This is a genomic window from Amycolatopsis suaedae (assembly GCF_004214935.1).
Taxonomy (GTDB): Bacteria; Actinomycetota; Actinomycetes; order Mycobacteriales; family Pseudonocardiaceae; genus Amycolatopsis; species Amycolatopsis suaedae.
In genome coordinates, this window is sequence record NZ_SFCC01000001.1 from 460,469 (window position 1) to 481,334 (window position 20,866).

Annotated in this window: 17 protein-coding genes and 1 pseudogene; 17 read left to right on the forward strand and 1 reads right to left on the reverse strand. The window is 71.8% G+C overall.

The features are described from left to right. Positions 1-107 precede the first annotated feature (107 nt). The 8 genes from ppsA to EWH70_RS02180 all read left to right on the forward strand — a co-directional run bounded on the left by ppsA (position 108) and on the right by EWH70_RS02180 (position 10,042). The gene (ppsA, locus tag EWH70_RS02145; protein ID WP_130473467.1) at positions 108-2,387 is read left to right on the forward strand and encodes a phosphoenolpyruvate synthase; all 2,280 of its coding nucleotides are present in this window, start codon (positions 108-110) and stop codon (positions 2,385-2,387) included. Continuing rightward, complete coding sequence (locus EWH70_RS02150; RefSeq protein WP_240686745.1) at positions 2,384-2,863, forward strand: DUF6069 family protein; 480 nt, start codon at positions 2,384-2,386, stop codon at positions 2,861-2,863. The genes ppsA and EWH70_RS02150 overlap by 4 nt, the downstream gene beginning before the upstream one ends. A gap of 43 nt (positions 2,864-2,906) precedes the next feature. Beyond that, complete coding sequence (locus tag EWH70_RS02155) at positions 2,907-3,929, forward strand: universal stress protein (RefSeq protein ID WP_130473468.1); 1,023 nt, start codon at positions 2,907-2,909, stop codon at positions 3,927-3,929. A gap of 39 nt (positions 3,930-3,968) precedes the next feature. Next, positions 3,969-4,868, forward strand: coding sequence for a universal stress protein (locus EWH70_RS02160; RefSeq protein ID WP_240686746.1), 900 nt, complete (start codon positions 3,969-3,971; stop codon positions 4,866-4,868). A 242-nt stretch (positions 4,869-5,110) separates the two neighbouring features. Beyond that, a complete protein-coding gene (locus tag EWH70_RS02165) occupies positions 5,111-7,777 on the forward strand; it encodes a cation-translocating P-type ATPase (protein WP_130473469.1) in 2,667 nt (888 codons plus the stop codon). Position 7,778: 1 nt separating this feature from the next. Next, positions 7,779-8,717: an Acg family FMN-binding oxidoreductase gene (locus EWH70_RS02170; RefSeq protein WP_130473470.1), complete on the forward strand. Its 939-nt coding sequence runs from the start codon at positions 7,779-7,781 to the stop codon at positions 8,715-8,717. Further along, a complete protein-coding gene (locus EWH70_RS02175; protein ID WP_130473471.1) occupies positions 8,714-9,616 on the forward strand; it encodes a universal stress protein in 903 nt (300 codons plus the stop codon). The genes EWH70_RS02170 and EWH70_RS02175 overlap by 4 nt, the downstream gene beginning before the upstream one ends. Positions 9,617-9,640: 24 nt before the next feature. Continuing rightward, positions 9,641-10,042, forward strand: a complete 402-nt coding sequence (locus EWH70_RS02180; RefSeq protein ID WP_130473472.1) for a hypothetical protein — start codon at positions 9,641-9,643, stop codon at positions 10,040-10,042. Between the two features lie 170 nt (positions 10,043-10,212). On the opposite strand, the gene EWH70_RS02185 is transcribed toward EWH70_RS02180, so the two are convergent. Further along, positions 10,213-11,478 (reverse strand): NAD(P)/FAD-dependent oxidoreductase, encoded by a 1,266-nt coding sequence (locus EWH70_RS02185; protein ID WP_165436118.1) that lies wholly within the window; start codon positions 11,476-11,478, stop codon positions 10,213-10,215. A gap of 219 nt (positions 11,479-11,697) precedes the next feature. Here EWH70_RS02185 and EWH70_RS02190 point away from each other — a divergent pair, with 219 nt between their 5' ends. From EWH70_RS02190 to EWH70_RS02225, 9 genes and pseudogenes are all read left to right on the forward strand, one after another. After that, positions 11,698-13,035 (forward strand): amino acid permease, encoded by a 1,338-nt coding sequence (locus tag EWH70_RS02190; protein WP_130473474.1) that lies wholly within the window; start codon positions 11,698-11,700, stop codon positions 13,033-13,035. Beyond that, a complete protein-coding gene (locus EWH70_RS02195; protein ID WP_130473475.1) occupies positions 13,032-14,237 on the forward strand; it encodes an arginine deiminase in 1,206 nt (401 codons plus the stop codon). The genes EWH70_RS02190 and EWH70_RS02195 overlap by 4 nt, the downstream gene beginning before the upstream one ends. 22 nt (positions 14,238-14,259) lie before the next feature. Next, on the forward strand, positions 14,260-15,210 hold the full coding sequence (argF, locus tag EWH70_RS02200) for an ornithine carbamoyltransferase (RefSeq protein ID WP_130473476.1): 951 nt from the start codon (positions 14,260-14,262) through the stop codon (positions 15,208-15,210). After that, the gene (locus tag EWH70_RS02205; protein WP_130473477.1) at positions 15,207-16,115 is read left to right on the forward strand and encodes a carbamate kinase; all 909 of its coding nucleotides are present in this window, start codon (positions 15,207-15,209) and stop codon (positions 16,113-16,115) included. Before argF ends, EWH70_RS02205 begins: the two co-directional genes overlap by 4 nt. A gap of 92 nt (positions 16,116-16,207) precedes the next feature. After that, on the forward strand, positions 16,208-16,828 hold the full coding sequence (locus EWH70_RS02210) for a CBS domain-containing protein (RefSeq protein ID WP_130473478.1): 621 nt from the start codon (positions 16,208-16,210) through the stop codon (positions 16,826-16,828). A gap of 8 nt (positions 16,829-16,836) precedes the next feature. Further along, positions 16,837-17,496, forward strand: a pseudogene (locus EWH70_RS02215) (universal stress protein); the annotation flags it as partial. Between the two features lie 127 nt (positions 17,497-17,623). Continuing rightward, positions 17,624-17,707: a hypothetical protein gene (locus EWH70_RS36575; RefSeq protein ID WP_338078555.1), complete on the forward strand. Its 84-nt coding sequence runs from the start codon at positions 17,624-17,626 to the stop codon at positions 17,705-17,707. Further along, positions 17,704-20,064 (forward strand): phosphoketolase family protein, encoded by a 2,361-nt coding sequence (locus tag EWH70_RS02220; RefSeq protein WP_130473479.1) that lies wholly within the window; start codon positions 17,704-17,706, stop codon positions 20,062-20,064. The genes EWH70_RS36575 and EWH70_RS02220 overlap by 4 nt, the downstream gene beginning before the upstream one ends. 107 nt (positions 20,065-20,171) lie before the next feature. Continuing rightward, positions 20,172-20,825 (forward strand): response regulator, encoded by a 654-nt coding sequence (locus tag EWH70_RS02225; protein ID WP_130473480.1) that lies wholly within the window; start codon positions 20,172-20,174, stop codon positions 20,823-20,825. The last annotated feature ends 41 nt before the right edge of the window (positions 20,826-20,866 follow it).

The following is a 20,866-nucleotide window of genomic DNA, read 5'->3' on the forward strand; positions in this document are numbered from 1 at the left end:
TCAGGGGCCTTGGTCCCCTGGCTCCCGGTGACCTTCTGCCGCAGTGGCGATCGGTTCCCGGCGCCCACGATGGGTCCACGACGCACCGAGTTCCCGCGGGAGATGCGATGAATTACGTGAAGGACCTGGCCACGACCAGGGCCGCGGACGCGGAGTCCGCCGGCGGCAAGGCCGCCAACCTCGGCGAGCTGATCGGCGGAGGATTCGCCGTGCCTGCCGGTTTCGTCGTGAGCCGGGACGCCTATCTCGCCTCGCTCGACGAGGCCGGCGTCCGGGCCGAGGTAGCCCGGTTGCACGCCGAGGCGCGCGAGGCGGCGGGCGAACCGGATCGGCTGGCGGACTACTGCGACCGCCTGCGGGACCTGGTGCGCAAGGCCGGCCTCGCCCCGCGGGTACGGGACGCGGTTGTCGCCGCCTATCAGGAGCTGGGTTCGTCGCAGCCGGTCGCCGTCCGCTCCTCGGCGACGGGGGAGGACGGGGCGGAGGCGTCCTTCGCGGGAATGAACGCGAGCTTCACCAACGTGTGGGGTGATCACGCCCTGACCGCACGGGTGCTCGACTGCTGGATGTCGCTGTTCTCACCACGGGTCATCGCCTACCGTGCCAGCCGGGGTTTCACCGCCGAACCGGCGATCGCCGTCGTCGTGCAGTGCATGGTCACCGCTGAGCGCTCCGGGGTCGTCTTCACCGCCGACCCGCGCACCGGCGACCGCGACCGGCTGGTCATCGAGGCGGTGTTCGGCCAGGGCGAGGCGGTGGTGTCCGGCGCGGTGGAACCGGACACCTACGTCGTAGCGAAGGACGCGCTCACCATCGTGAGCGCCCGGGTCGGCAGCCAGGCGCACAAGATCGTGGCCGGTGCCGCCGGTGGCGACGAGACGGTCGCGCTGCCACCGGGCCGTGGGCGGCGCCGTGTCCTGGACGACGCCCTGCTGCTGGAGCTGGCGCGCACGGCCAGCCGGGTGGAGGACCACTTCGGCTGCCCTCAGGACATCGAGTTCGCCATTGCCGCGCACGACCGGGTCTGGCTGGTGCAATCGCGCCCGGTCACCACCCTGCCGGCTGCCAGGACGTCGGACTCCGGTGTGCTGGTGTCCGGTCTGGCCGCCTCGCCGGGGCGTGGCAGCGGTGCGGTGCGGGTCCTGCACGACCCGGCGGAGGCGGCCGCGCTGCGGGACGGCGAGGTGCTGGTGGCGCCGATGACCAGTCCGGACTGGGTTCCGGCGATCCGCAAGGCGGTGGCGCTGGTCACCGATCACGGTGGGATGACCTGCCATGCCGCGGTGGTGGCCCGTGAACTCGGGGTTCCGTGCGTCGTGGGTACCGGAGACGCCACCAGGGTGCTCGCCGACCGCGCGACGGTGACTGTGGACGGAACCGCCGGCGAGGTACGGGCCGGCGGGGATCGCACGCCCGTGCGCACCGATCCGGCGGCGGCCCCCGCGCCGCGGACGACCGAGACCCTGGGCACCCGGCTGTACGTCAACCTGGCGATGCCGGACGCCGCCGAGGCCGTCGCGGCCTTGCCCGTGGACGGGGTCGGCCTGCTGCGTGCGGAGTTCCTGCTGACCCAGGCGCTGGACGGACGGCACCCGAGGGAGGTCGTCGCGAGCGGCGGCGAGGAGGATTTCGTCGGCGCGATGGCCACCTCGATCGGCCGGATCGCTTCGGCGTTCTCACCACGACCGGTGGTCTACCGCGCCACGGATCTGCGCAGCAACGAGTTCCGTGGCCTGGTCGGCGGGGAACGCCACGAACCGGGGGAGAGCAACCCCATGATCGGCTACCGCGGCTGCTTCCGCTACGTGCGGGAGGCGGATCTGTTCGCGCTGGAGCTGCGGGCGCTGGCGCGGGTCCGCGAGCAGAACCCCAATCTCCACCTGATGATCCCGTTCGTCCGAACCCGGTGGGAGTTGGAGAGCTGCCTGGAGCTGGTGGACGCCAGTCCGCTGGGACGGCAGCGCGGGTTGCACCGGTGGGTCATGGCGGAGGTGCCGTCGGTGGTGCACTGGCTGCCCGAGTACGTGGGGCTCGGCATCGACGGGGTGTCGATCGGCAGTAACGACCTGACGCAGCTGATTCTCGGCGTGGACCGGGATTCGGCGGTTTGTGCGCCGTTGTTCGACGAGTCCGACCCTGCCGTGCTCGACGCCATCGGACGCATCGTCGGCACGGCGAGGGAACTGGGCATCACCTCGTCGCTGTGTGGCCAGGCGCCGTCGAACAACCCCGACTTCGCCGAACACCTCGTGCGGTTCGGGATCACCTCGATCTCCGTCAACCCCGACGCCGTCGAGGCCGCGAGGTCCGCCATCGGCGCGGCGGAGCGTCGTCTGCTGCTGGGCGCGGCGCGTCCGGCGCCCAGCCGGGAGAGGAGCCGGCGATGAGGTACTCCGACGAGATCCGGGACGCCCGGTCCGGGCTGGACGCCGGACGGCTGTGGGCGGGTGGCGCGGCCAGCGCCTGTGTGGCCGCGCTGACCGCGGTGGTCGGCATCCTGGCGGCCCGCGGCCTGCTGCACATCCCCGTGCTGGCGCCGCGAGGCCATGGCGCGTGGGGTGGCGCGGGCACCGTGGCCTACGCGCTGGCCTCGGCCGCCATCGCACTCGCGGCCACGGCGGTACTGCATCTGCTGTTGCTCACCGCGCCCCGTGCGCGCCTGTTCTTCGCCTGGATCATGGTGCTGCTCACCGCGATCGCCGCGGTCGTCCCGCTCAGCCTGCCGGTCGACCTGGAACCGAGGCTGGCCACCGCCGTGCTGAACGTGGCCATCGGGCTCGCGGTGACCCTGACCCTGTCCGGCGTCGCCTCCGTCGCGGTCCGTTCCGACGACCGCGCGCGTGAGTTCTACCTCGACGAGTGAGCCATCACGCCGCCGGAACGCGGCGGCAGGAAAGGAATGTGTCATGGATTCAGCCAGGGGCCTGCGCGGCTATCTCGCTTCGCAGCTGTACGTCACGATGCGGCCCGAGGAGCCGCCGGCGCCGGCGCGGGAACCGGCCGTCCCGGCGAAGCCGGTCGTCGCGGGCGTCGACGGTTCGACCGGCGGGCGGTCGGCCGCGGCCTGGGCGGCCCGTGAGGCGGCCCGGCGCGGCGTGGGCCTGCGGCTGGTACATGCCTGCCTGCTGCCCGGCCTGACCGGCCAAGGGCCGGACGCGACGGCGACCGAGGTGACGAACACGTGGCTGGCCGACGCCGCCGCGGTGGCCGAGGCCGCCGCCCCCGGCGTGCCGATCACGAAAATCGTGATCGAAGGGGAGGCCGGGCCGGTCCTGCGCCAGGAGTCGGAGTCCGCGGCGCTGGTGGTCGTCGGTTCCCGCGGGTTGAGCGCGCTCGGCAGGCTGGTGGTGGGCTCGGTGGCCACGACACTCGCCCTGCACGGCGGTTGCCCTGTGGTCGTGGCGAGGACCGAGCCCGATCCGGAGGGGCCGGTCGTCGTGGGCGTGGAGTGCGCGCCGGAGGGCGAGGACGCCGTGTCCTGCGCGTTCGACCACGCGGCACGGGCCGGAGCGCCGCTGGTGGCAGTGCGTACGTGGCGTGACCCGCTGGCCGAGGCCTGGTCCGGTGTTCCGTCCACAGTGGACATCGAAGTGGTGGAGCGCGCCGAGCACGAAGCCCTCCTCGACTACCTGCGGCCCTGGCTGCTCCGGCACCCGGAGGTGGACGTGACGGCCAGGGTGATGCGGTCCGCGAGTCCCGCGGACGGCCTGCTTCGTGCGGCGAAGGGCGCGCGGCTACTGGTCGTCGGGTCGCACGGGCGCGGTCTGCTCACGGGCGCTCTGCTCGGCTCGACGAGCCGCGCGGTGATGCACCACGCCGAGTGCCCGGTGGCTGTCGTCCGTCCGCCGGCCGTGGCCGGGAACGAGAGGGCCAAGGTCCCCGGCCGGGGTGACCAACGCTCGTCGTCCCGCTCGCCCGCATGCCGTTGACTCGACGGTGACCAGGACAAGGACAGAGGAGTGAGTCCGTTGGCAGCAAACACGTCCGGCGAGATCGTCGTCGGCATCGACGGTTCGGAAGAAGCTCTGGCTGCCGTCCGCTGGGCAGCGGCTATCGCCGCCGGACGGCACCGGCGGCTGGTGCTGGTCCACGTGGTGGACGACCTGCTCGGCTACCACCGCGCGCTTCCGCTGCGGGAGAACATGCACGAGGCCATGCGCGAGCGCGGCCACCGGCTGCTGGGGCACGCCAGGGACGCCGCGCGCGAGGTCGCGCCGGACGTCGAGATCGCCACCCGGCTGCGGTGGGACACCGTGCCCGCCGTTCTGCTGGGGGAGGCGGCGTCCGCGGCCCTGCTGGTGCTCGGCACCCCGCAACTGCGGCCGCTGGGCAGGATCCTGGTCGGTTCGGTCACCACGGCCCTGGCCGCGCACGCGCCCTGCCCGGTGGCGGTGGTCCGGACGCACACCGGGGAGCAGGCGCCGCCTGCGACCGGCCCGGTGGTGGTCGGCGTCGACGGGTCCGCGGCCAGCGAACACGCCGTCGAGCTGGCGTTCCAGGAGGCGTCGTGGCGTGGTGCGCCGCTGGTGGCCCTGCACACCTGGAACGACGAGTTCCTCGCCGCGGTGTTCGCCGAGACCGGCTGGGAGCTGGACCGCCCGGAGGTGGAGGAACACGAGCGGGAACTGCTGGCGCAGCGGTTGGCCGGCTGGCAGGAGAAGTACCCGGACGTCACGGTGCACCGGCTGGTCACCCGCGGGCGCCCGGCCGACCGGCTGCTGGAACAGGCCGAGTCCGCGCAACTGCTGGTGGTCGGCAGCCGCGGCCGGGGCGGCTTCACCGGCATGGTGCTCGGGTCGACGAGCCAGGCCGTGATGGCGCACGCCCGGTGCCCGGTGATCGTGGCCCGGCGCGGCGAGCCGGACTGAACGGCTCGGACGTCGCGGACGGCAACGTCCGGGTGCGCATGAAGGCCACCTTCATCCCGCCAGACGGGATGAAGGTGGCCTTCATGCGCTGGGGGCGTCGGGGATGACGAGCGCGGCGTGGGAGTGCGGGGACGAACAGGGCAGAAGGTCCTCTGTCGCCGGCTCCTGACGGGGAAGTAGGTCCCCCGGCGCGAGTGCGTTGCGCTCTGCTCGGCGGCGGGCCGGCTGACGACGATCGCGGTATGACTTCTGCTGCCCCGGTGAGTGAGCAGGCCGGGCTGTCCCCGGCCGCTGCCGCGGAGCGCCTGCGCCGCGACGGCCCCAACAGATTGCCCCCGCCGAGCCGGCCGCACCCGTTGCTGGTCTTCGGTGGTCAGCTCGTCCACTTCTTCGCGCTCATGCTGTGGGCCGCGGCCGTGCTGGCTGTGATCGCGGGCATGCCGGCCCTGGCCATCGCCATCGCGGTGGTGGTGTTGCTGAACGGCGCGTTCTCCTTCGCTCAGGAGTACCGGGCCGACCGGGCCGCCGAGCGCCTGCGGGATCTCCTGCCGTTGCGTGCCACGGTCCGGCGCGGTGGCCGGGTGTCCGTCGTCGACGCGGTGGAGCTGGTCGTCGGCGATCTGGTGTTGCTGGAGGCGGGGGACCGGATCTGCGCAGACGCCACGTTGCAGGATGGCGGCGGCGTCGCCGTCGATCAATCCCTGCTCACCGGGGAGAGCCTGCCCGCCCGGCTCGACGGGGGCGACCCGGTCCTCGCCGGTACCTACGTGACCGAGGGGCACGCGGCGGCGCTGGTCACGGCGACCGGTGCGGACACCCGGCTGGCCGGGATCGCGGCGATCACCGAGCAGGCCCGCCGCCCACGCAGTCCGCTCGCGAAGCAGCTGCACAGGGTGGTGCGGATCGTGGCGCTGATCGCCGTGGTGGTCGGCGTGCTGTTCTTCCTCGCGTCGCTGGGCCTGGGACAGTCGGGGACGGACAGCCTGCTGTTCGCGATCGGTGTCACCGTCGCGCTCGTCCCCGAGGGGCTGTTGCCGACCGTCACGCTGTCACTGGCGAGAGCGGCCCAGAAGATGGCGGCCCGCAGGGCGCTGGTCCGCCGGCTGGAGTCGGTGGAGACGCTCGGCGCCACGACCTTCATCTGCACCGACAAGACCGGAACGCTGACCCGCAACGAGATGTCCGTGGTCACGGTGTGGACGCCGCACGGCGACGTCCGGGTCGAGGGCGAGGGATACCTGCCCGAGGGGACGTTGCAGGGCGCACCGGCCGCGGTCGCCGCTGCCACAGCGCTCGCCGACAGCGCCGCGCGGTGTTCGCCCGATGCCCGGGTCGCCGAACGATCCGGCCGGTGGATGCCGGTGGGTGACCCGATGGAGGCCGCGCTGCACGTACTGGCGGCCAGGGCGGGCGTACCGGAGCGGCCTGGCGTGGTGAGACGGTTCCCGTTCGACCCCCGGCGGCGGCGTTCGTCGGTGCTCGACCGGGACGGTGTGCACGTCACCGGTGCTCCGGATTCGGTACTGCCCCGTTGCCCGGGGGACCTCACGGCGGCCGAACAGGCGGTCACGGCGCTGAGCGAGCGGGGCCTGCGGGTACTCGCTGTGGCCCGCCGGGCCGCACCGACCGCACCGGTGAGCGCCGACGATGCCGAGCGGGACCTGGAGCTGCTCGGGCTGGTCGGGCTGCAGGACCCGCCGCGTGCGGACGTCGCCGGCGCGATCCGCGCCTGCCGCACCGCGGGGATCCGGCTGGCCATGGTCACCGGCGACCACCCCCGTACCGCCGCCGCGATCGCCGCCCAGGTGGGGCTGCTCGGTCCGCGGCGGCTGGTCGTCGAGGGCAGGGACCTGCCCGCCGACGACACCGCGCTGGCCGACCTGCTGGAGACCGACGGCGTGGTGGTCGCGCGGGTCGCGCCCGAGGAGAAGCTGCGGATCGCCCGGGTCCTCCAGGCCAGGGGGCATGTCGTCGCCATGACCGGTGACGGCGTGAACGACGGCCCGGCGCTACGCGCCGCCGACATCGGCGTCGCCATGGGGGCTTCGGGCAGCGACGTCGCGCGAGAGGCCGCCGACGTGGTCCTGCTGGACGACAGGTTCAGCACGATCGTGGCAGCCGTGGAACTGGGGAGCGCGACCTTCGCCAACATCCGCCGGTTCCTGACCTACCACCTGACCGACAACGTCGCCGAACTCGTGCCGTTCGCCGTCTGGGCGCTGTCCGGCGGCCAGATCCCGCTGGCCATCACCGTGTTGCAGGTGCTGGCCATCGACATCGGCACCGATCTGCTGCCGGCCCTCGCGCTCGGCGCCGAACCGCCCAACCCGCGTACGATGCGTGGCCCCGCCCGCACCGGCAACCTCATCGACGGCAGGCTGCTGCGCCGGGCCTTCGCCGTTCTCGGGCCGGCCGAGGCGGCCTTCGCCATGCTGGCGTTCCTGCTGGTGCTGTTCTCGGGAGGCTGGAGCTGGGGCGCCCCGGTCGACGCCGGCCTGCTGGCCACCGCGTCAGGTACCGCTTTCACCGCCATCGTCCTGGGGCAGCTGGGCAACGCCCTGTCCTGCCGCAGCGAGAGCCGGTGGATCGGACGGACGGGCCTGCGGGGAAACCCCCTGCTGTGGTACGCGGTCGCCGTCGAACTCGCCCTGTTGCCGGTCTTCCTCCTGCTGCCGCCACTGCCCGAACTGCTCGGCGGCGACCTGCCGTCACCGCTGGGGTGGGTGCTGGCCATGGCGACCGTGCCCGTGGTCTGGCTGGCCGACACGCTGCACAAGGCCCTGCGGGCCAGAGGCCCAAAGACCCCCGGAGCGTGGACGCCGGGCTCTGCCCGGCAGCGGGGTTCCGCGACGACAGTGGTCAGTGGAACCGGCGCACGGCAGCCGGGCGGTAGTGCGGAAGGAACCTGATATGAGCTGGTCGAGTGTGGAGACCGCCGCGGTAGCCAGGGCGGTGAGCAAGGCGCCGTCGGTGCACAACACGCAGCCTTGGGCGCTGGAGTTCCACCCCGGCCGGGTTGACCTGTACGAGGTGCCCGCGCGTGGGCTGCCACAGCACGATCCGGACGGACGTGATCGGCTGATCTCGTGTGGTGCGGCACTGACGAACCTGCGGCTGGCGGTGCGAACCCTGGGCCGGGCGACCGAGGTCGAACTTCCCACCGGTGGTCAGCAGGCCGGGCTACTGGCCCGGGTGAACGTCGGGGAATCGCTGTTGCCCTCCGACGACGAGGTGGCCCTCTACGCGGCGATCTTCCGCCGGCGCAGTCACCGGGCCCCGTTCCGGTTGCGCCCGGTGAGCCGGCGCTCGTTGCGTGCCCTGGCCAGGACAGCTGGCCAGGTGGACACCGAGGCGCGGCTGATCGATCCCCGGACGGAGGCCGAACCACTGGCCGAACTGCTCGGCTACGCCGCATCGACGTTCCGGGACCAGCGCGGGTACCAACGTGAACTGGCCGCGCTGGCCGGCGGCTTCCCCGAACCGCTGCCCCGGGAATCGACGCTGCCGTGGGGCGGACTGGTCCGCGGCGACACCCACCTGCCGCACCCGTTCACGCTGACCGACCGGCTCGCCAGGGAGGCGATGCTGCTGGTCGTCACCGTGGACGACAACTGGCGCGACCACGTGCTAGCCGGAGCGGCGCTGGAGCGGATCTGGCTCAACGCGGTGGCACGCGGGCTGGTCGCCTCGGTGGTGACCCAGCCGTTGCACCTGCACGAAGTGCGCTCAGGACTTATCGAACGACTCGACCTCGCCGGCTTTCCCCAGGCTCTGCTGCGTGTCGGCCATCCGGTCACCCAGCAGGCCACCGCCGGTACCCCCCTCGAATACCAGGAGGAGATCCGATGAACAGCACGGAGAACAGGCCGGCCGTCGTGGTCGGTGTCGACGGGTCGGAGCAGGCCCTGCACGCGGTCCGCTGGGCCGCGTGCGAGGCCGTCCGGCGCGCGGTGCCGCTGCGGCTGTTCCACGCCTGCTACGTGCCACCGGCCACCTACGTACCGGTGGCCCTGCCCCGTTCCTACGCGGACGCGGTGGCCGAGCAGGGGCGAGCGCTGCTGGCCAGGGCCGAAGAGGTCGCGGTGGAGGCAGCACCCGGCGTCGAGACGCGACGGGAGCTGCGCAGCGGGGTCGCTGCCGGCCTGCTCGTCCACGAGTCCAAGGAAGCGGCTCTGATCGTGCTGGGCTCACGTGGCCTGGGCGGTTTCACCGGCCTGCTGGTCGGCTCGGTCGCGGTCGAGGTGGCCAGGCACGGGCACTGCCCCGTGGTCGTGGTGCGCGGCAAGAAGGTTGAGGACGTCCCGCCCACGACCGGACCGGTCGTGGTCGGCGTCGACGGTTCGCCGGTCAGCGACGCGGCGGTCGGCTATGCCTTCGAGGCCGCCTCGGCCCGCGGGGTGCCGTTGATCGCGGTGCACGTGTGGAACGACGTCACGCTGGATCAGGGCTGGGCGCTGATGCCGATCAGCATCGACTACGAGCAGATCGCGGCCGAACAGGCCCGGTTGCTCCGGGAGAACCTGGCCGGGTGGCGGGAGAAGTTCCCCGGCGTCGAGGTCGTCGAACGGGTTGACCGTGACCGGCCCGCGCGGGCGCTGCTGCGGCACGCCGCCGGTGCCCAGCTGCTGGTCGTCGGCTCGCACGGAATGGGTGGTTTCGCCGGCATGGTCCTGGGTTCGGTCAGCCAGGCCGCGTTGCACCACAGCCCCTGCCCGGTCGCTGTCATCCGGCCCGAGCCGGCCACCTGAGCGTCGACGAGGAAGGAGATCGCCATGCGAGTACTGGTGACCGAAGGCAGGTTCGGCGACGCCGACCCCCTGATCACCCGGCTGCGTGCGGGTGGGTGCGAGGTGAGCGTGTGCCATTACCGCGCCGGTATCTGCCAGGCGCTGGCGCCCGGCGGACGCTGCCCGCTCGACCATCCCGGCGGGGTGGCGCTCACCGTCGACGTGCGCGGGCCCGGTGCCGACCTGACCGCCCGCGAGTTCGGGGTGATCTGCGCACTGCGGGAACGCGTCCCGGTCGCGGTCGTCCCGGCCGGTCCCGGTGGTGAGACCGAGGCACCTGCCGGTTTGGAGGGCAGGGTCACCGTCACCACGGCCGACGAGGTCGTCGACGCCTGCACCAGTGCCCTGCGTACGGCCGCGTCGCGGGCCGGAACACCGTCGGAGTGACGGCCGATGTGACCGCCGCGTGTGCCGGAGCGCAGAACTCGCGTGCGTGAGCGGGTCTGGCGAAAGCTCGTGAAGGCCACCTTCATCACGTCTTACGTGGTGAAGGTGGCCCTCACGTGCCGTGCGGCTTGGCTCGGCGGACGCCACGTCCGCGGTGTGGATTGCCCGGGTCAGCGGGTGAGCGCGTCGGTCCCGGCCCGCAGGTGCCGTTGCGCGGCGTCCCACCAGGCGCCGGCGTGGAACGGGTGGCCGGAAGCGAAGGCGGCGGGTACGGAACGACCCACCGAGTGCTTGCCCAGCCGCCACCAGCGTCCGGTACCCACCCGGTAAGGCGTCCGCGCGGACGGGCTGACGATGGTCCGGCCGTCAGGAGCCTGCCCGACGGCGAGCGGAACCTGCGCGAACAGCGCCTGGTCGAGCATGTCGAGCAGGAACATCGTGGTGATGCCGCCCGTGGCGTCGTCCCGTGGCCTGCCGGTGAGGTCCGCGCCGATGGCGTCGGCGACGGCCTCGGCGTGCCGCAGGGCGATGAACGCCTGTTTGATCGGGAAGTCGCCGGCGTCACCCGGAGCGAAGATCTCCGGGTACCCGCGCACGGCCCGGGTCCCGGGCTCGCATCGCAGGAAGCCCCTGTCGTCGGCGGGAAGCCCGGGGTAGGTCACCGCCGCCACCTGCGGTGGCAGGCAGATGAGCAGGTCGTAGCGGCGGGCGTTGTGGTCGCCGAACTTGACCTTGGTGCCGGTGGTGCTGGTGACGGTGAGGCCGGTGTCCGACTCGATCTCCCGTTCGGCGAAGCGTGCCGTGACGGCGTCGTGGACCTTGGGGCCGAAGTCACGCAGCAGCGTCTCCTCGTGGGTGACCAGCCGGATCTCCACCTGGTGCCGGATGTCGCCCCGGCGCAGCCAGGTGTCGAGCATCAGCGCCAGCTCGTAGGTCGCGGTGGGGTAGTGCAGTCCCGGTGGCACCACGCAGACGACGTGCTGCCGGTGGCCGTGCCGGGCGTACTGCACCATCCAGAGCAGTTCCTCGGCGAACGACCCGAGCCGCGCCGGGTCGCACAGCTGGCGGCCGTGCTCCCCGAGCCCGGGGATCTCGCCCGGGTTCGCCCGTGCACCGGTGGCGACAACCAGGTAGTCGTACGTGATCGTGCCACCGTCGGCCAGGCCCACCGTGCGCCTGCCCGGGTCCAGTGTGGACACCTCAGCGGGCACGTAGCCGATACCTCGCCGGCGCAACGCGGGCTCCAGTGGAACTCGCAGGTGCCCGTCGTCACCTTCGAACGGCAGGTAGATCGTGTTCGGTTTGAACAGGAACTCGCCGCGGTCGCTGACGACGGTCAGCCTCAGCCGGTCCTCGCCGAACCGGGAACGCAGCAGGAAGGCCGTTTCCAGACCGGCGAACCCGCCGCCGAGAACGACCACATGAGTACTGCGCACGGGTCTCTCCTTTCCGGCGGGCGGTGATCCGACCGCACTCCGCCCGAGGATGACGGCTTACCCGGCTCGCCGGACAGGGAAAACAGGTCCGGCAGCCGGGGGACCTTGGTCACCGGTCTTCGAACCACGCGACTCCTTCGGGGGTCCGTCCGGATCCGCTGAGCTGAACGGAGCACGGGGTGGCTGCCCGCGTGCTCCATCGACTCACTGGAGGAGAGAATGTCCGACATCGAGCCGAGGGCCCGTGGCCGCGGGCTCGGGCTGTGGGCGGCGACCGCGCTGGTCGTGGGCAACATGATCGGCTCGGGGGTGTTCCTGCTGCCGAGTTCGCTGGCGAGCTTCGGCACGATCAGTGTTCTGGGGTGGCTGTTCACCTCGGCGGGCGCGGTGCTGCTCGCGCTGGTGTTCGCACGCCTCGGCCGCCGCAATCCCGACGCCGGTGGCCCGTACGCCTACACCCGGCGGGCGTTCGGGGATTTCCTCGGGTTCCAGACCGCATGGGGCTACTGGATCGCCATCTGGGCGGGTAACGCGGCGATCGCGGTCGCGATGGTGGGCTACCTGGCGCACTTCTTCCCCGTGCTGGCGAGCAACCGGCTGCTGGCGATGGTGGTGGCGCTCGCCGCGATCTGGGGGATCACGCTGGTGAACTCGTTCGGTGTGCGCCAGGGCGGGCTGGTGCAGGTGGTGACCACGGTCCTCAAGCTGGTTCCGCTGCTGGCAGTCGCCCTGATCGTGCCGTTCTTCGCCGAGCCGGCCAACTTCACCCCGTTCAACGCCAGCGGGCAGAGCGGGATCTCGGCGGTCACCGCCACGGCGGCGCTGACGCTGTGGGCCTTCGTCGGGATCGAGTCGGCCACCGTCCCTGCCGGAGACGTCCGGGAACCACGCAAGACGATTCCCCGCGCGACGCTGATCGGCACGATCGTGACGGCTGTGGTGTACGTGCTGGGCACAGTCGCCGTGCTGGGAGTCGTTCCTCGTGAGCGGCTGGCGGAGTCGACCGCGCCGTTCGCCGACGCGGCGGGCGCGGTCTTCGGTGGCTGGGCGGCCGACGTGGTCGCCGCCGGAGCGGCGATCGCCGCGTTCGGCGCCCTCAACGGCTGGATCCTGCTGCAGGGCCAGGTGCCGATGGCGGCGGCGAAGGACGGACTGTTCCCCGCCCGGTTCGGGCGGGTCGGCCGCCGTGGTGCCCCGGTGTTCGGGCTGGTGTGCTCCAGTGTCCTGATCACCGTGCTGATGGCGATGAACTACACCGCCAACCTGGTCAGCCAGTTCACCTTCGTGATCCTGCTGGCCACGCTGACCACGCTGATCCCGTACGCCTACTCGGCAGCCGCGCAGCTGATGGCCCTGGCCAAGCGCAGGGAGCCGGTCGACCGGTGGCGGCTGGTCCGCGACGTCGCGGTCGCCGGGCTGGCTTTCGCCTACTCGCTGTGGGCCATCGCCGGCGCGGGAGCCGAGGTGATGGCGAAAGGCTTGCTGCTGTTGCTGGCGGGTATGCCGGTCTACGTCTGGCTCGCCCGCCGCAAGCAGATCAGGAGGAAGGCCGCGTGAACACGGCACTGGGTGTGCACAGTGAGGTCGGCAGGCTCCGTCAGGTCGTGCTGCACCGACCCGACCTGGAACTACTCCGGCTGACCCCGACCAACAAGGACGAGCTGTTGTTCGACGACGTGCTCTGGGTGCGGCGCGCCCGCCAGGAGCACGACGTGTTCGCCGACACGCTGCGTGAACGCGGCGTCCGGGTACACCTGTTCGGCGAGCTGCTGGCGGAGACGCTGAAGGACGACGCCGCCCGTGACTGGCTGCTGGACCGGACGTTCGGCACGGCGGGTGCCGGACCGGCTCTGCGGGAGCTGTGCACCGGCCTGGACCCGGCTTCGCTGGCGCGAACCCTGATCGGGGGAGTCACCCGCGAGGAACTGGGTGCCGGGACGGTGGCGGGGCTGCGTGGCCTGAGCATCGCGGCCGACGACTTCGTGCTGCCGCCGCTGCCCAACCACCTGTTCACCCGGGACCCGTCCTGCTGGTTGTTCGACGGCGTGACCGTGAACCCTATGGCCCGCCCGGCCCGCCGGCGCGAGAGCCTCCACGTCGAGGCGATCCACCGGTTCCACCCGCTGTTCGCCGGAGACCGGCCACGGTGGCTGTCCCCGGCGGACGCGCCGATGACGCTGGAAGGTGGCGACGTGCACGTACCGGCACCGGGCGTGGTCCTGGCCGGCATGAGCGAGCGCACCACGCCGGAGGCGGTGGAAACACTGGCCACCCGGCTGTTCGAGGCGGGCAGCGGCCACACCGTCATCGCGGTCGCGCTGCCGAAGGCGCGGACCTACATGCACCTGGACACGGTGCTGACCATGGTCGACGCACACACCTTCACGGTGTACCCCGGCCTGGGCCCGCTGCCCTCGTTCACCGTCCGGCCCAGCGGCACCGGCGGCAGGCCGGCGCTGCGCATCGAGCAGAACGACGAGTTGTTCGCCGCTATCGGATCCGCTGTGGACAGTGGTCCGCTCCGCGTTCTGTCGGCTGAGCAGGACGTTCGCGCCGCCGAACGCGAGCAGTGGGACGACGGCAGCAACGTGCTCGCGGTCGAGCCCGGCGTGGTGGTGGCCTACGAACGCAACGTCACCACGAACACGATGCTGCGCCGCAACGGCATCGAGGTCATCACCATCCCCGGCAGCGAGCTGGGCCGCGGGCGGGGCGGACCCCGCTGCATGAGCTGCCCGATCCAGCGGGACCCGCTGTGACAACCCGGAACACACGAAAGGCATGACCGTGAAAGACCTGCTTACCACCGCCGACCTGACGTCAGCGGATCTGGCCGAGCTGATCCGGTTGGCCGTGCGGTACGCCGCCGAGCCCGACCGGGACTCGCTGTTGCTGCACCGCGACCTCGTCGCACTGCACTTCACCAAGCCGTCGACCCGCACCCGGGTGTCCACCGAAGCGGCCGTTCTGCGGCTGGGCGGCGTGCCGACGCTGCTGACCGCTCAGGAACTGCAGCTGGGCCGGGGTGAGACGATCGAGGACACCGCGCGCGTGCTGTCCAGCTACGTCGCCGCGATCGTGATCCGGACCTCCTCGGACGAGGAGCTGCGCCGGTTCGCCGCCGCGGCGACGGTCCCGGTGGTCAACGCGCTGACCGACGGCCACCACCCGCTGCAGAGCATCACGGACCTGTTCACCCTGCGGCAGGTCTTCGCCGACCTGCCCGGCCGGCGGATCGCCTACGTCGGCGCGGGCAACAACGTCGCGGTGAGCCTGGCCCAGGCCGCAGCACTGTCCGGAGTGGACATCGTGCTGGCGACGCCGGAGCGGTTCGCCCCGGACGAGGAGGGGCTCGGCGCGGCACGGCGGATCGCGGCGGCAACCGGCGCGACCGTGGCTCGCACCACCGACCCGCACGAGGCCGTCCACGGGGCCAGCGCGGTCTACACCGACGTCTGGCTGTCGATGGGCGACCCGGCCGACGAGGCACGCGCGCGGCGCGCCGCTCTGGCCCCGTACCGTGTCGACACCGACCTGATGGCCAAGGCGCTGCCCGAAGCGGTGTTCCTGCACTGCCTGCCCGCGCACCGCGGTGACGAGGTCACCGGCGAGGTGATCGACGGACCGCGGTCGGTGGTGTTCCGGCAGGCGGCCAACCGTCTGCCGGTGGCCCAGGCGGTCCTGCACGCCTTGCTCAGCGACATGCTCGACGGTGCGGAGCGTGGCTGGTGAGGCTGGTGGTGGCCGTCGGCGGCAACGCCTTGCTGCGCCGTGGACAGACCCCGGACGCGGCCGTGCAGCAGGCCAACGTCAGTACGGCGGCAGCGGCGGTGGCGGCCCTGGCGCCGGGCAACGACCTGGTCGTCGTCCACGGCAACGGCCCGCAGGTCGGCCTGCTGGCCCAGGAGAGCGAGAGCGATCCGGCGCTGACCGCGCCGTACCCGTTCGACGTCCTGGTGGCCGAGACCCAGGGCATGATCGGGTACTGGATCGCGGCCGAACTGGACAACGGGCTGGGCGACCGTGCCGCCGTCGCACTGATGACCAGAACCGTCGTGGACGCGGGGGATCCGGCGTTCGGGCGCCCGGTGAAGTTCGTCGGCACCGGCTACGACCGGGCGACCGCGGGCCGGCTCGCCGCCGAGCGGGGCTGGGCCGTCGAGCGCGACGGTGACCGCTGGCGGCGGGTGGTGCCGTCGCCGGATCCACGGGACGTCGTCGAACTACGGCAGATACAGGCGCTGCTCGCCGACGGTGTCGTCGTGGTCGCCGGCGGGGGCGGGGGCATTCCGGTGACCCGGGACGGCGATGGCCGGCGACGGGGTGTCGAGGCGGTCGTCGACAAGGACCTGACGGCCGCGCTGCTGGCCGTCCGGCTCGGCGCCGACGCGCTGTTGCTGCTCACCGATGTTCCCGCGGTCGTACGCGGCTTCGGCACACCCGATGCCGAGCCGCTGCCGGCCGCCACCGTGGGGGAGCTGCTCGCCCTCGGCCTGCCGGAGGGATCGATGGGACCCAAGGTGGAGGCATGCCGCCGGTTTCTCGCCGCCGGCGGGAGGCACGCCGCCATCGGTGCGCTCGATCAGGCCGGCGCGGTTCTCGCCGGCGCCGCGGGAACGACCGTCAGCCTCGGTTGAGGACCGAAGTCCCTCCCGGCGGGGACCATCGAGCGCAGAGCCGTGGCCGGTCCCGTTCCTACAGTCGAGAACGTGCGGAAGGAAGGAACGAGATGCGTGCCCGAGACCTGATGAGCAGCCCGGTGGTCACGGTGACCCCGCGGACCCCGGTCAAGGAGGCCGCCGGCCTGCTGGCCCGTCACGGGTTCACCGCCCTGCCGGTGGTGGACGACGACGAACGACTCGTCGGTGTGGTGACCGAGGCGGACCTGATCCGTGGCGGCGTTCCTCGCGACATCCGGTCGCGGCATGGTGAGCGGGACCTCGGACAGCACCGGGAGACCGACCGCACCGTCGGCGCGGTGATGAGTACCCCGGCGGTCGCGATGGGCCAGGGAACCGACGTCGCGGACCTGTGTCAGGCGCTGACCGACTCGCGGATCCGGTCGATGCCCATTGTGGACGGTTCCACGGTGGTGGGCATCGTCACCCGCCGCGACATCGTCCGGGCCCTGTCCCGCGAGGACTCGGCGATCGCCGCCGACGTGCGGCACCGGCTGGAGATCTACGGCGGCGGCGACCGCTGGGACGTGACCGTGCGGGACGGCGTCGTCCGGGTCACCGACACCTACGACGACGAGACCGATCGTCACGTCGCCACCTTGCTCGCCCAGGCGGTCCCCGGCGTCGTCGACGCCCACACCGTGGCGACTTCGACAACGAACAAGGAGTGAGAATTCCCATGAACAGGACAGTGGTGGTCGGCGTCGACGGGTCGCCGGCGTCGGAGCGCGCGCTGCGCTGGGCGACCGACATGGCGGTGCGCCGAAACCTGGAACTGCGGCTGCTGCACGGGATGCGTACCGCGGAGCTCGCTTTCGGCGGCGGCTTCGCCGGTTCGGTGGCGCTGTTCGACTCCCTGCGCGAGGAGGGGGAGCGGATGCTGGCCGACGCCGAGAACCTGGTGCGGGCTACCGCGCCGGCGGTGCCGGTGACCACCGATCTGGTCATCGATCCGCCGGTGTCAGCGTTGATCCGGGCCTCCGAGGACGCCCGGATGGTGGTGCTGGGGCAGTCCGGCCGTGGTGGGTTCAGCGGCATGCTGGTCGGTTCCACGGCTCTGGCGGTCGCCGCGCACGCCCATTGCCCGGTCGCGGTCGTCCGTGGAGACCGTTCGGTGGAACCGACGGATCCGGTCGTCATCGGCGTGGACGGCAGCCCGGTCAGCGAGCATGCGATCGCGGTCGCGTTCGAGGAGGCCTCGCTGCGGCAGGCGCCGCTGGTGGCCGTGCATGCCTGGAGCGACACGACCTTCGACGGTCCCCGTTCCACCGCGCGGCTGATTCCCGAGTGGGAGTCGCTGGAAGACGGTGAACACCGGTTGCTCGCCGAGCGTCTTGCCGGGTGGCAGGAGAAGTACCCCGACGTGGCGGTGCACCGGGAGGTGGTGCGGGACCGCCCGCGGGAGGCACTGCTAACAGGCCCAGCTGGTGGTCGTCGGCACCCGTGGCCGGGGCGGTTTCACCGGCATGCTGCTGGGATCGACCAGCCGTGCGCTGCTCCAGCACGCCGCGTCCCCCGTGCTGATCGTCCGTCCGGATGAGGCGAAATGACCGCCGTCCGTGAAGGCAGCGGTGTTCTGACCGAATCCGAACTGCGGCAGGTCGACGCCCAGTGGCGGGCTGCCAACTACCTTTCCGCCGGCCAGATCTACCTGATGGACAACCCCTTGCTGCGCGAGCCGCTGACACGGGACCACATCAAGCCGCGGCTGCTCGGGCACTGGGGCACCTCGCCGGGGCTGAACTTCGTCTACGCGCACCTCAACCGCGCGATCGTGCGCCGGGGGACGCGGGCGTTGTTCGTGACCGGTCCCGGCCACGGCGGGCCTGCGTTGCTGGCCCACACCTGGCTGGAGGGCAGCTACTCGGAGGCGTGGCCGGAGGTCACCCGGGACGTGGACGGGATGCGCGAGCTGTTCCGGCAGTTCTCGTTCCCCGGCGGAGTGCCCAGTCACGTCGCACCCGAGGTGCCCGGGTCGATCCACGAGGGCGGTGAGCTGGGCTACTCGCTGGCGCACGCCTACGGCGCGGCGCTGGACAACCCCGGGCTGGTCGTGGCCTGCGTGGTCGGCGACGGGGAGGCCGAGACCGGCCCGCTGGCCACGAGCTGGCACGCCAACAAGTTCGTCAACCCGGAAACCGACGGGGCGGTGCTGCCGATCCTGCATCTGAACGGGTACAAGATCGCCAACCCCACCGTGCTGTCCCGGATCGCGCCCGCGGAGCTGGACCTGCTGCTGCGCGGCTACGGCTACGCCCCTCGTTACGTGGAGGGCGACGATCCGGTGGCCATGCATCGCGCGATGGCCGAGGTGCTCGACGACGTGCTCGGTGACCTCGAACGGATCGGGACTTCGCAGGTCAGGCCGATGTGGCCGATGATCGTCCTGCGCAGCCCCAAGGGCTGGACGGGACCCGCCACCGTCGACGGTCTGCCGGTCGAGGGAACGTGGCGCTCGCACCAGGTGCCGCTGCCCGCGGTCCGGGACAACCCCGATCACCTGCGCGAGCTGGAGTCGTGGTTGCGTTCGTACCGGCCGGAGGAACTCTTCGATGCCGCCGGTGCGCCGACGGCCGACGTGACCGCACTGATCCCGCGCGACACGACCCGGATGGGGTCGAGCCCGCACGCCAACGGCGGCATGATCCTGCGTCCGCTCGACCTGCCCGACGTCGGCGACTACGCCGCGCGGGTTCCCGCGCCGGGTACGACGACGGCCGAGCCGACCCGCGTGCTGGGCTGCTACCTGCGTGAGGTGTTCGGCCGCAACGCCGAGCAGGCGAATTTCCGGCTGTTCGGGCCGGATGAGACGGCGTCCAACCGGCTCGACGCCGTGTACCAGGTCACCGACAAGTCCTGGCACGCCGAATTGCTCCCTGAGGACGAGTATCTCGGTCCGCGTGGCCGGGTGATGGAGGTGCTGTCCGAGCACCTGTGCCAGGGCTGGCTGGAGGGTTACCTGCTGTCCGGGCGGCACGGCCTGTTCTCCTGCTACGAGGCGTTCGTGCACATCGTCGACTCGATGCTCAACCAGCACGTCAAGTGGCTCAAGGTGCACCGGCGGATCCCGTGGCGCCGGCCAGTGGCGTCGCTGACCTACCTGCTCACCTCGCACGTGTGGCGGCAGGACCACAACGGGTTCTCCCATCAGGACCCCGGGTTCGTCGACCACGTGGCCAACAAGAGCGCCGAGGTCGTGCGCACCTATTTCCCACCGGACACCAACACGCTGCTGCACGTGATGGACGACTGCCTGCGCAGCAGGGACTCCGTCAACGTCGTCGTGGCAGGCAAGAACGAGACGCCGAACTGGCTCGACGACGAACAGGCCGCCCTGCACTGCGCGCGTGGTGCGGGAATCTGGGAGTGGGCGGGCAACGAGGACGGCCACGAGCCGGACGTGGTGCTGGCCTGCGCCGGTGACGCACCGACGCTGGAGGTGCTCGCCGCCGTCACCCTGCTGCGTGAGCATCTCCCGGAGGTGACGGTTCGCGTGGTCAACGTGGTGGACCTGATGCGCCTGCAGCCGGCGGCGGAACACCCGCACGGAATGACCGACGCCGAGTTCGACGCGTTGTTCACCACCGACCGGCCGGTGCTGTTCGCCTACCACGGGTACCCGTGGCTGATCCACCGCCTGGCCTACCGGCGTGCCAACCACCACAACCTGCACGTCCGGGGCTACATCGAGAAGGGAACGACGACCACGCCGTTCGACATGCTGGTGCTGAACAACATGGACCGGTTCCAGCTGGTGATCGACGTGATCGACCGGGTACCCGGCCTGGCCAGAACCGCCGGCCAGGTACGGCAGCGCATGGTCGACGCCAGGCTCCGGCACCACCGGTGGATCCGCGAGCACGGCGAGGACCTGCCCGAGGTGCGAGACTGGAGCTGGCCTGGCTGAGTGCCAGTGACCCGGCAACTAGGGACTTTGGTCCCCGGATCGATACGGCAGGCGAACATAGACTGGCTCAGGATCACGATCGGCGTGGTCCTGGCGAGGGAGTACGGATGGTCCGCGTTTTTCTGGTCGACGACCACGAGGTGGTACGCCGTGGCGTTGCCGAGTTGCTCAACGACGACGAGGAACTCACCGTCGTCGGTGAGGCCGGCAGTGTGGCCGAAGGCCTCGCCCGGATCCCGGCGTTGCGGCCGGACGTCGCGGTCCTGGACGTCCGGCTGCCCGACGGCAACGGTATCGAGCTGGCCAGGGAACTGCGGTCGCGGATGCCGGAGTTGTACTGCCTGATGCTGACGTCCTACACCGACGAGCAGGCCACCCTGGACGCGATCATGGCCGGCGCCAGTGGTTACGTCATCAAGGACATTCGCGGTATGGAACTGGTGGCGGCCGTGCGGGAGGTCGGCGCCGGCCGGTCCCTGCTCGACCCGCGGGCGGCCGCGACGCTGATGGAGCGGCTGCGTGAGGGCGACAAGCAGAAGGGGCCGCTGGCCCAGCTCACCGAGCAGGAGCGGACGCTGTTCGAGCTGATCGGCCAGGGCCTGACCAACCGGGAGATCGCCGGGCGCATGTTCCTGGCCGAGAAGACGGTCAAGAACTACGTCTCCCGGCTGCTGACCAAGCTCGGCATGCAGCGGCGCACCCAGGTGGCCGTCCTCGCCACGGAGCTGAGAGGGAAGGAGAACAGCAGCGGCGAAGGCTGAGCCGCCACCGGCCCTGTCTGGTGGCCGGCCCGTTGACTCTC

Bases quoted from the DNA above. Each gene is read 5' to 3' on its own strand.
- ppsA (WP_130473467.1), top strand. From the start codon at position 108: ATGAATTACGTGAAGGACCTGGCCACGACCAGGGCCGCGGACGCGGAG.
- EWH70_RS02150 (WP_240686745.1), top strand. From the start codon at position 2,384: ATGAGGTACTCCGACGAGATCCGGGACGCCCGGTCCGGGCTGGACGCC.
- EWH70_RS02155 (WP_130473468.1), top strand. From the start codon at position 2,907: ATGGATTCAGCCAGGGGCCTGCGCGGCTATCTCGCTTCGCAGCTGTAC.
- EWH70_RS02165 (WP_130473469.1), top strand. From the start codon at position 5,111: ATGACTTCTGCTGCCCCGGTGAGTGAGCAGGCCGGGCTGTCCCCGGCC.
- EWH70_RS02170 (WP_130473470.1), top strand. From the start codon at position 7,779: ATGAGCTGGTCGAGTGTGGAGACCGCCGCGGTAGCCAGGGCGGTGAGC.
- EWH70_RS02175 (WP_130473471.1), top strand. From the start codon at position 8,714: ATGAACAGCACGGAGAACAGGCCGGCCGTCGTGGTCGGTGTCGACGGG.
- EWH70_RS02180 (WP_130473472.1), top strand. From the start codon at position 9,641: ATGCGAGTACTGGTGACCGAAGGCAGGTTCGGCGACGCCGACCCCCTG.
- EWH70_RS02190 (WP_130473474.1), top strand. From the start codon at position 11,698: ATGTCCGACATCGAGCCGAGGGCCCGTGGCCGCGGGCTCGGGCTGTGG.
- argF (WP_130473476.1), top strand. From the start codon at position 14,260: ATGACCGTGAAAGACCTGCTTACCACCGCCGACCTGACGTCAGCGGAT.
- EWH70_RS02210 (WP_130473478.1), top strand. From the start codon at position 16,208: ATGCGTGCCCGAGACCTGATGAGCAGCCCGGTGGTCACGGTGACCCCG.
- EWH70_RS36575 (WP_338078555.1), top strand. From the start codon at position 17,624: ATGCTGCTGGGATCGACCAGCCGTGCGCTGCTCCAGCACGCCGCGTCC.
- EWH70_RS02220 (WP_130473479.1), top strand. From the start codon at position 17,704: ATGACCGCCGTCCGTGAAGGCAGCGGTGTTCTGACCGAATCCGAACTG.
- EWH70_RS02225 (WP_130473480.1), top strand. From the start codon at position 20,172: ATGGTCCGCGTTTTTCTGGTCGACGACCACGAGGTGGTACGCCGTGGC.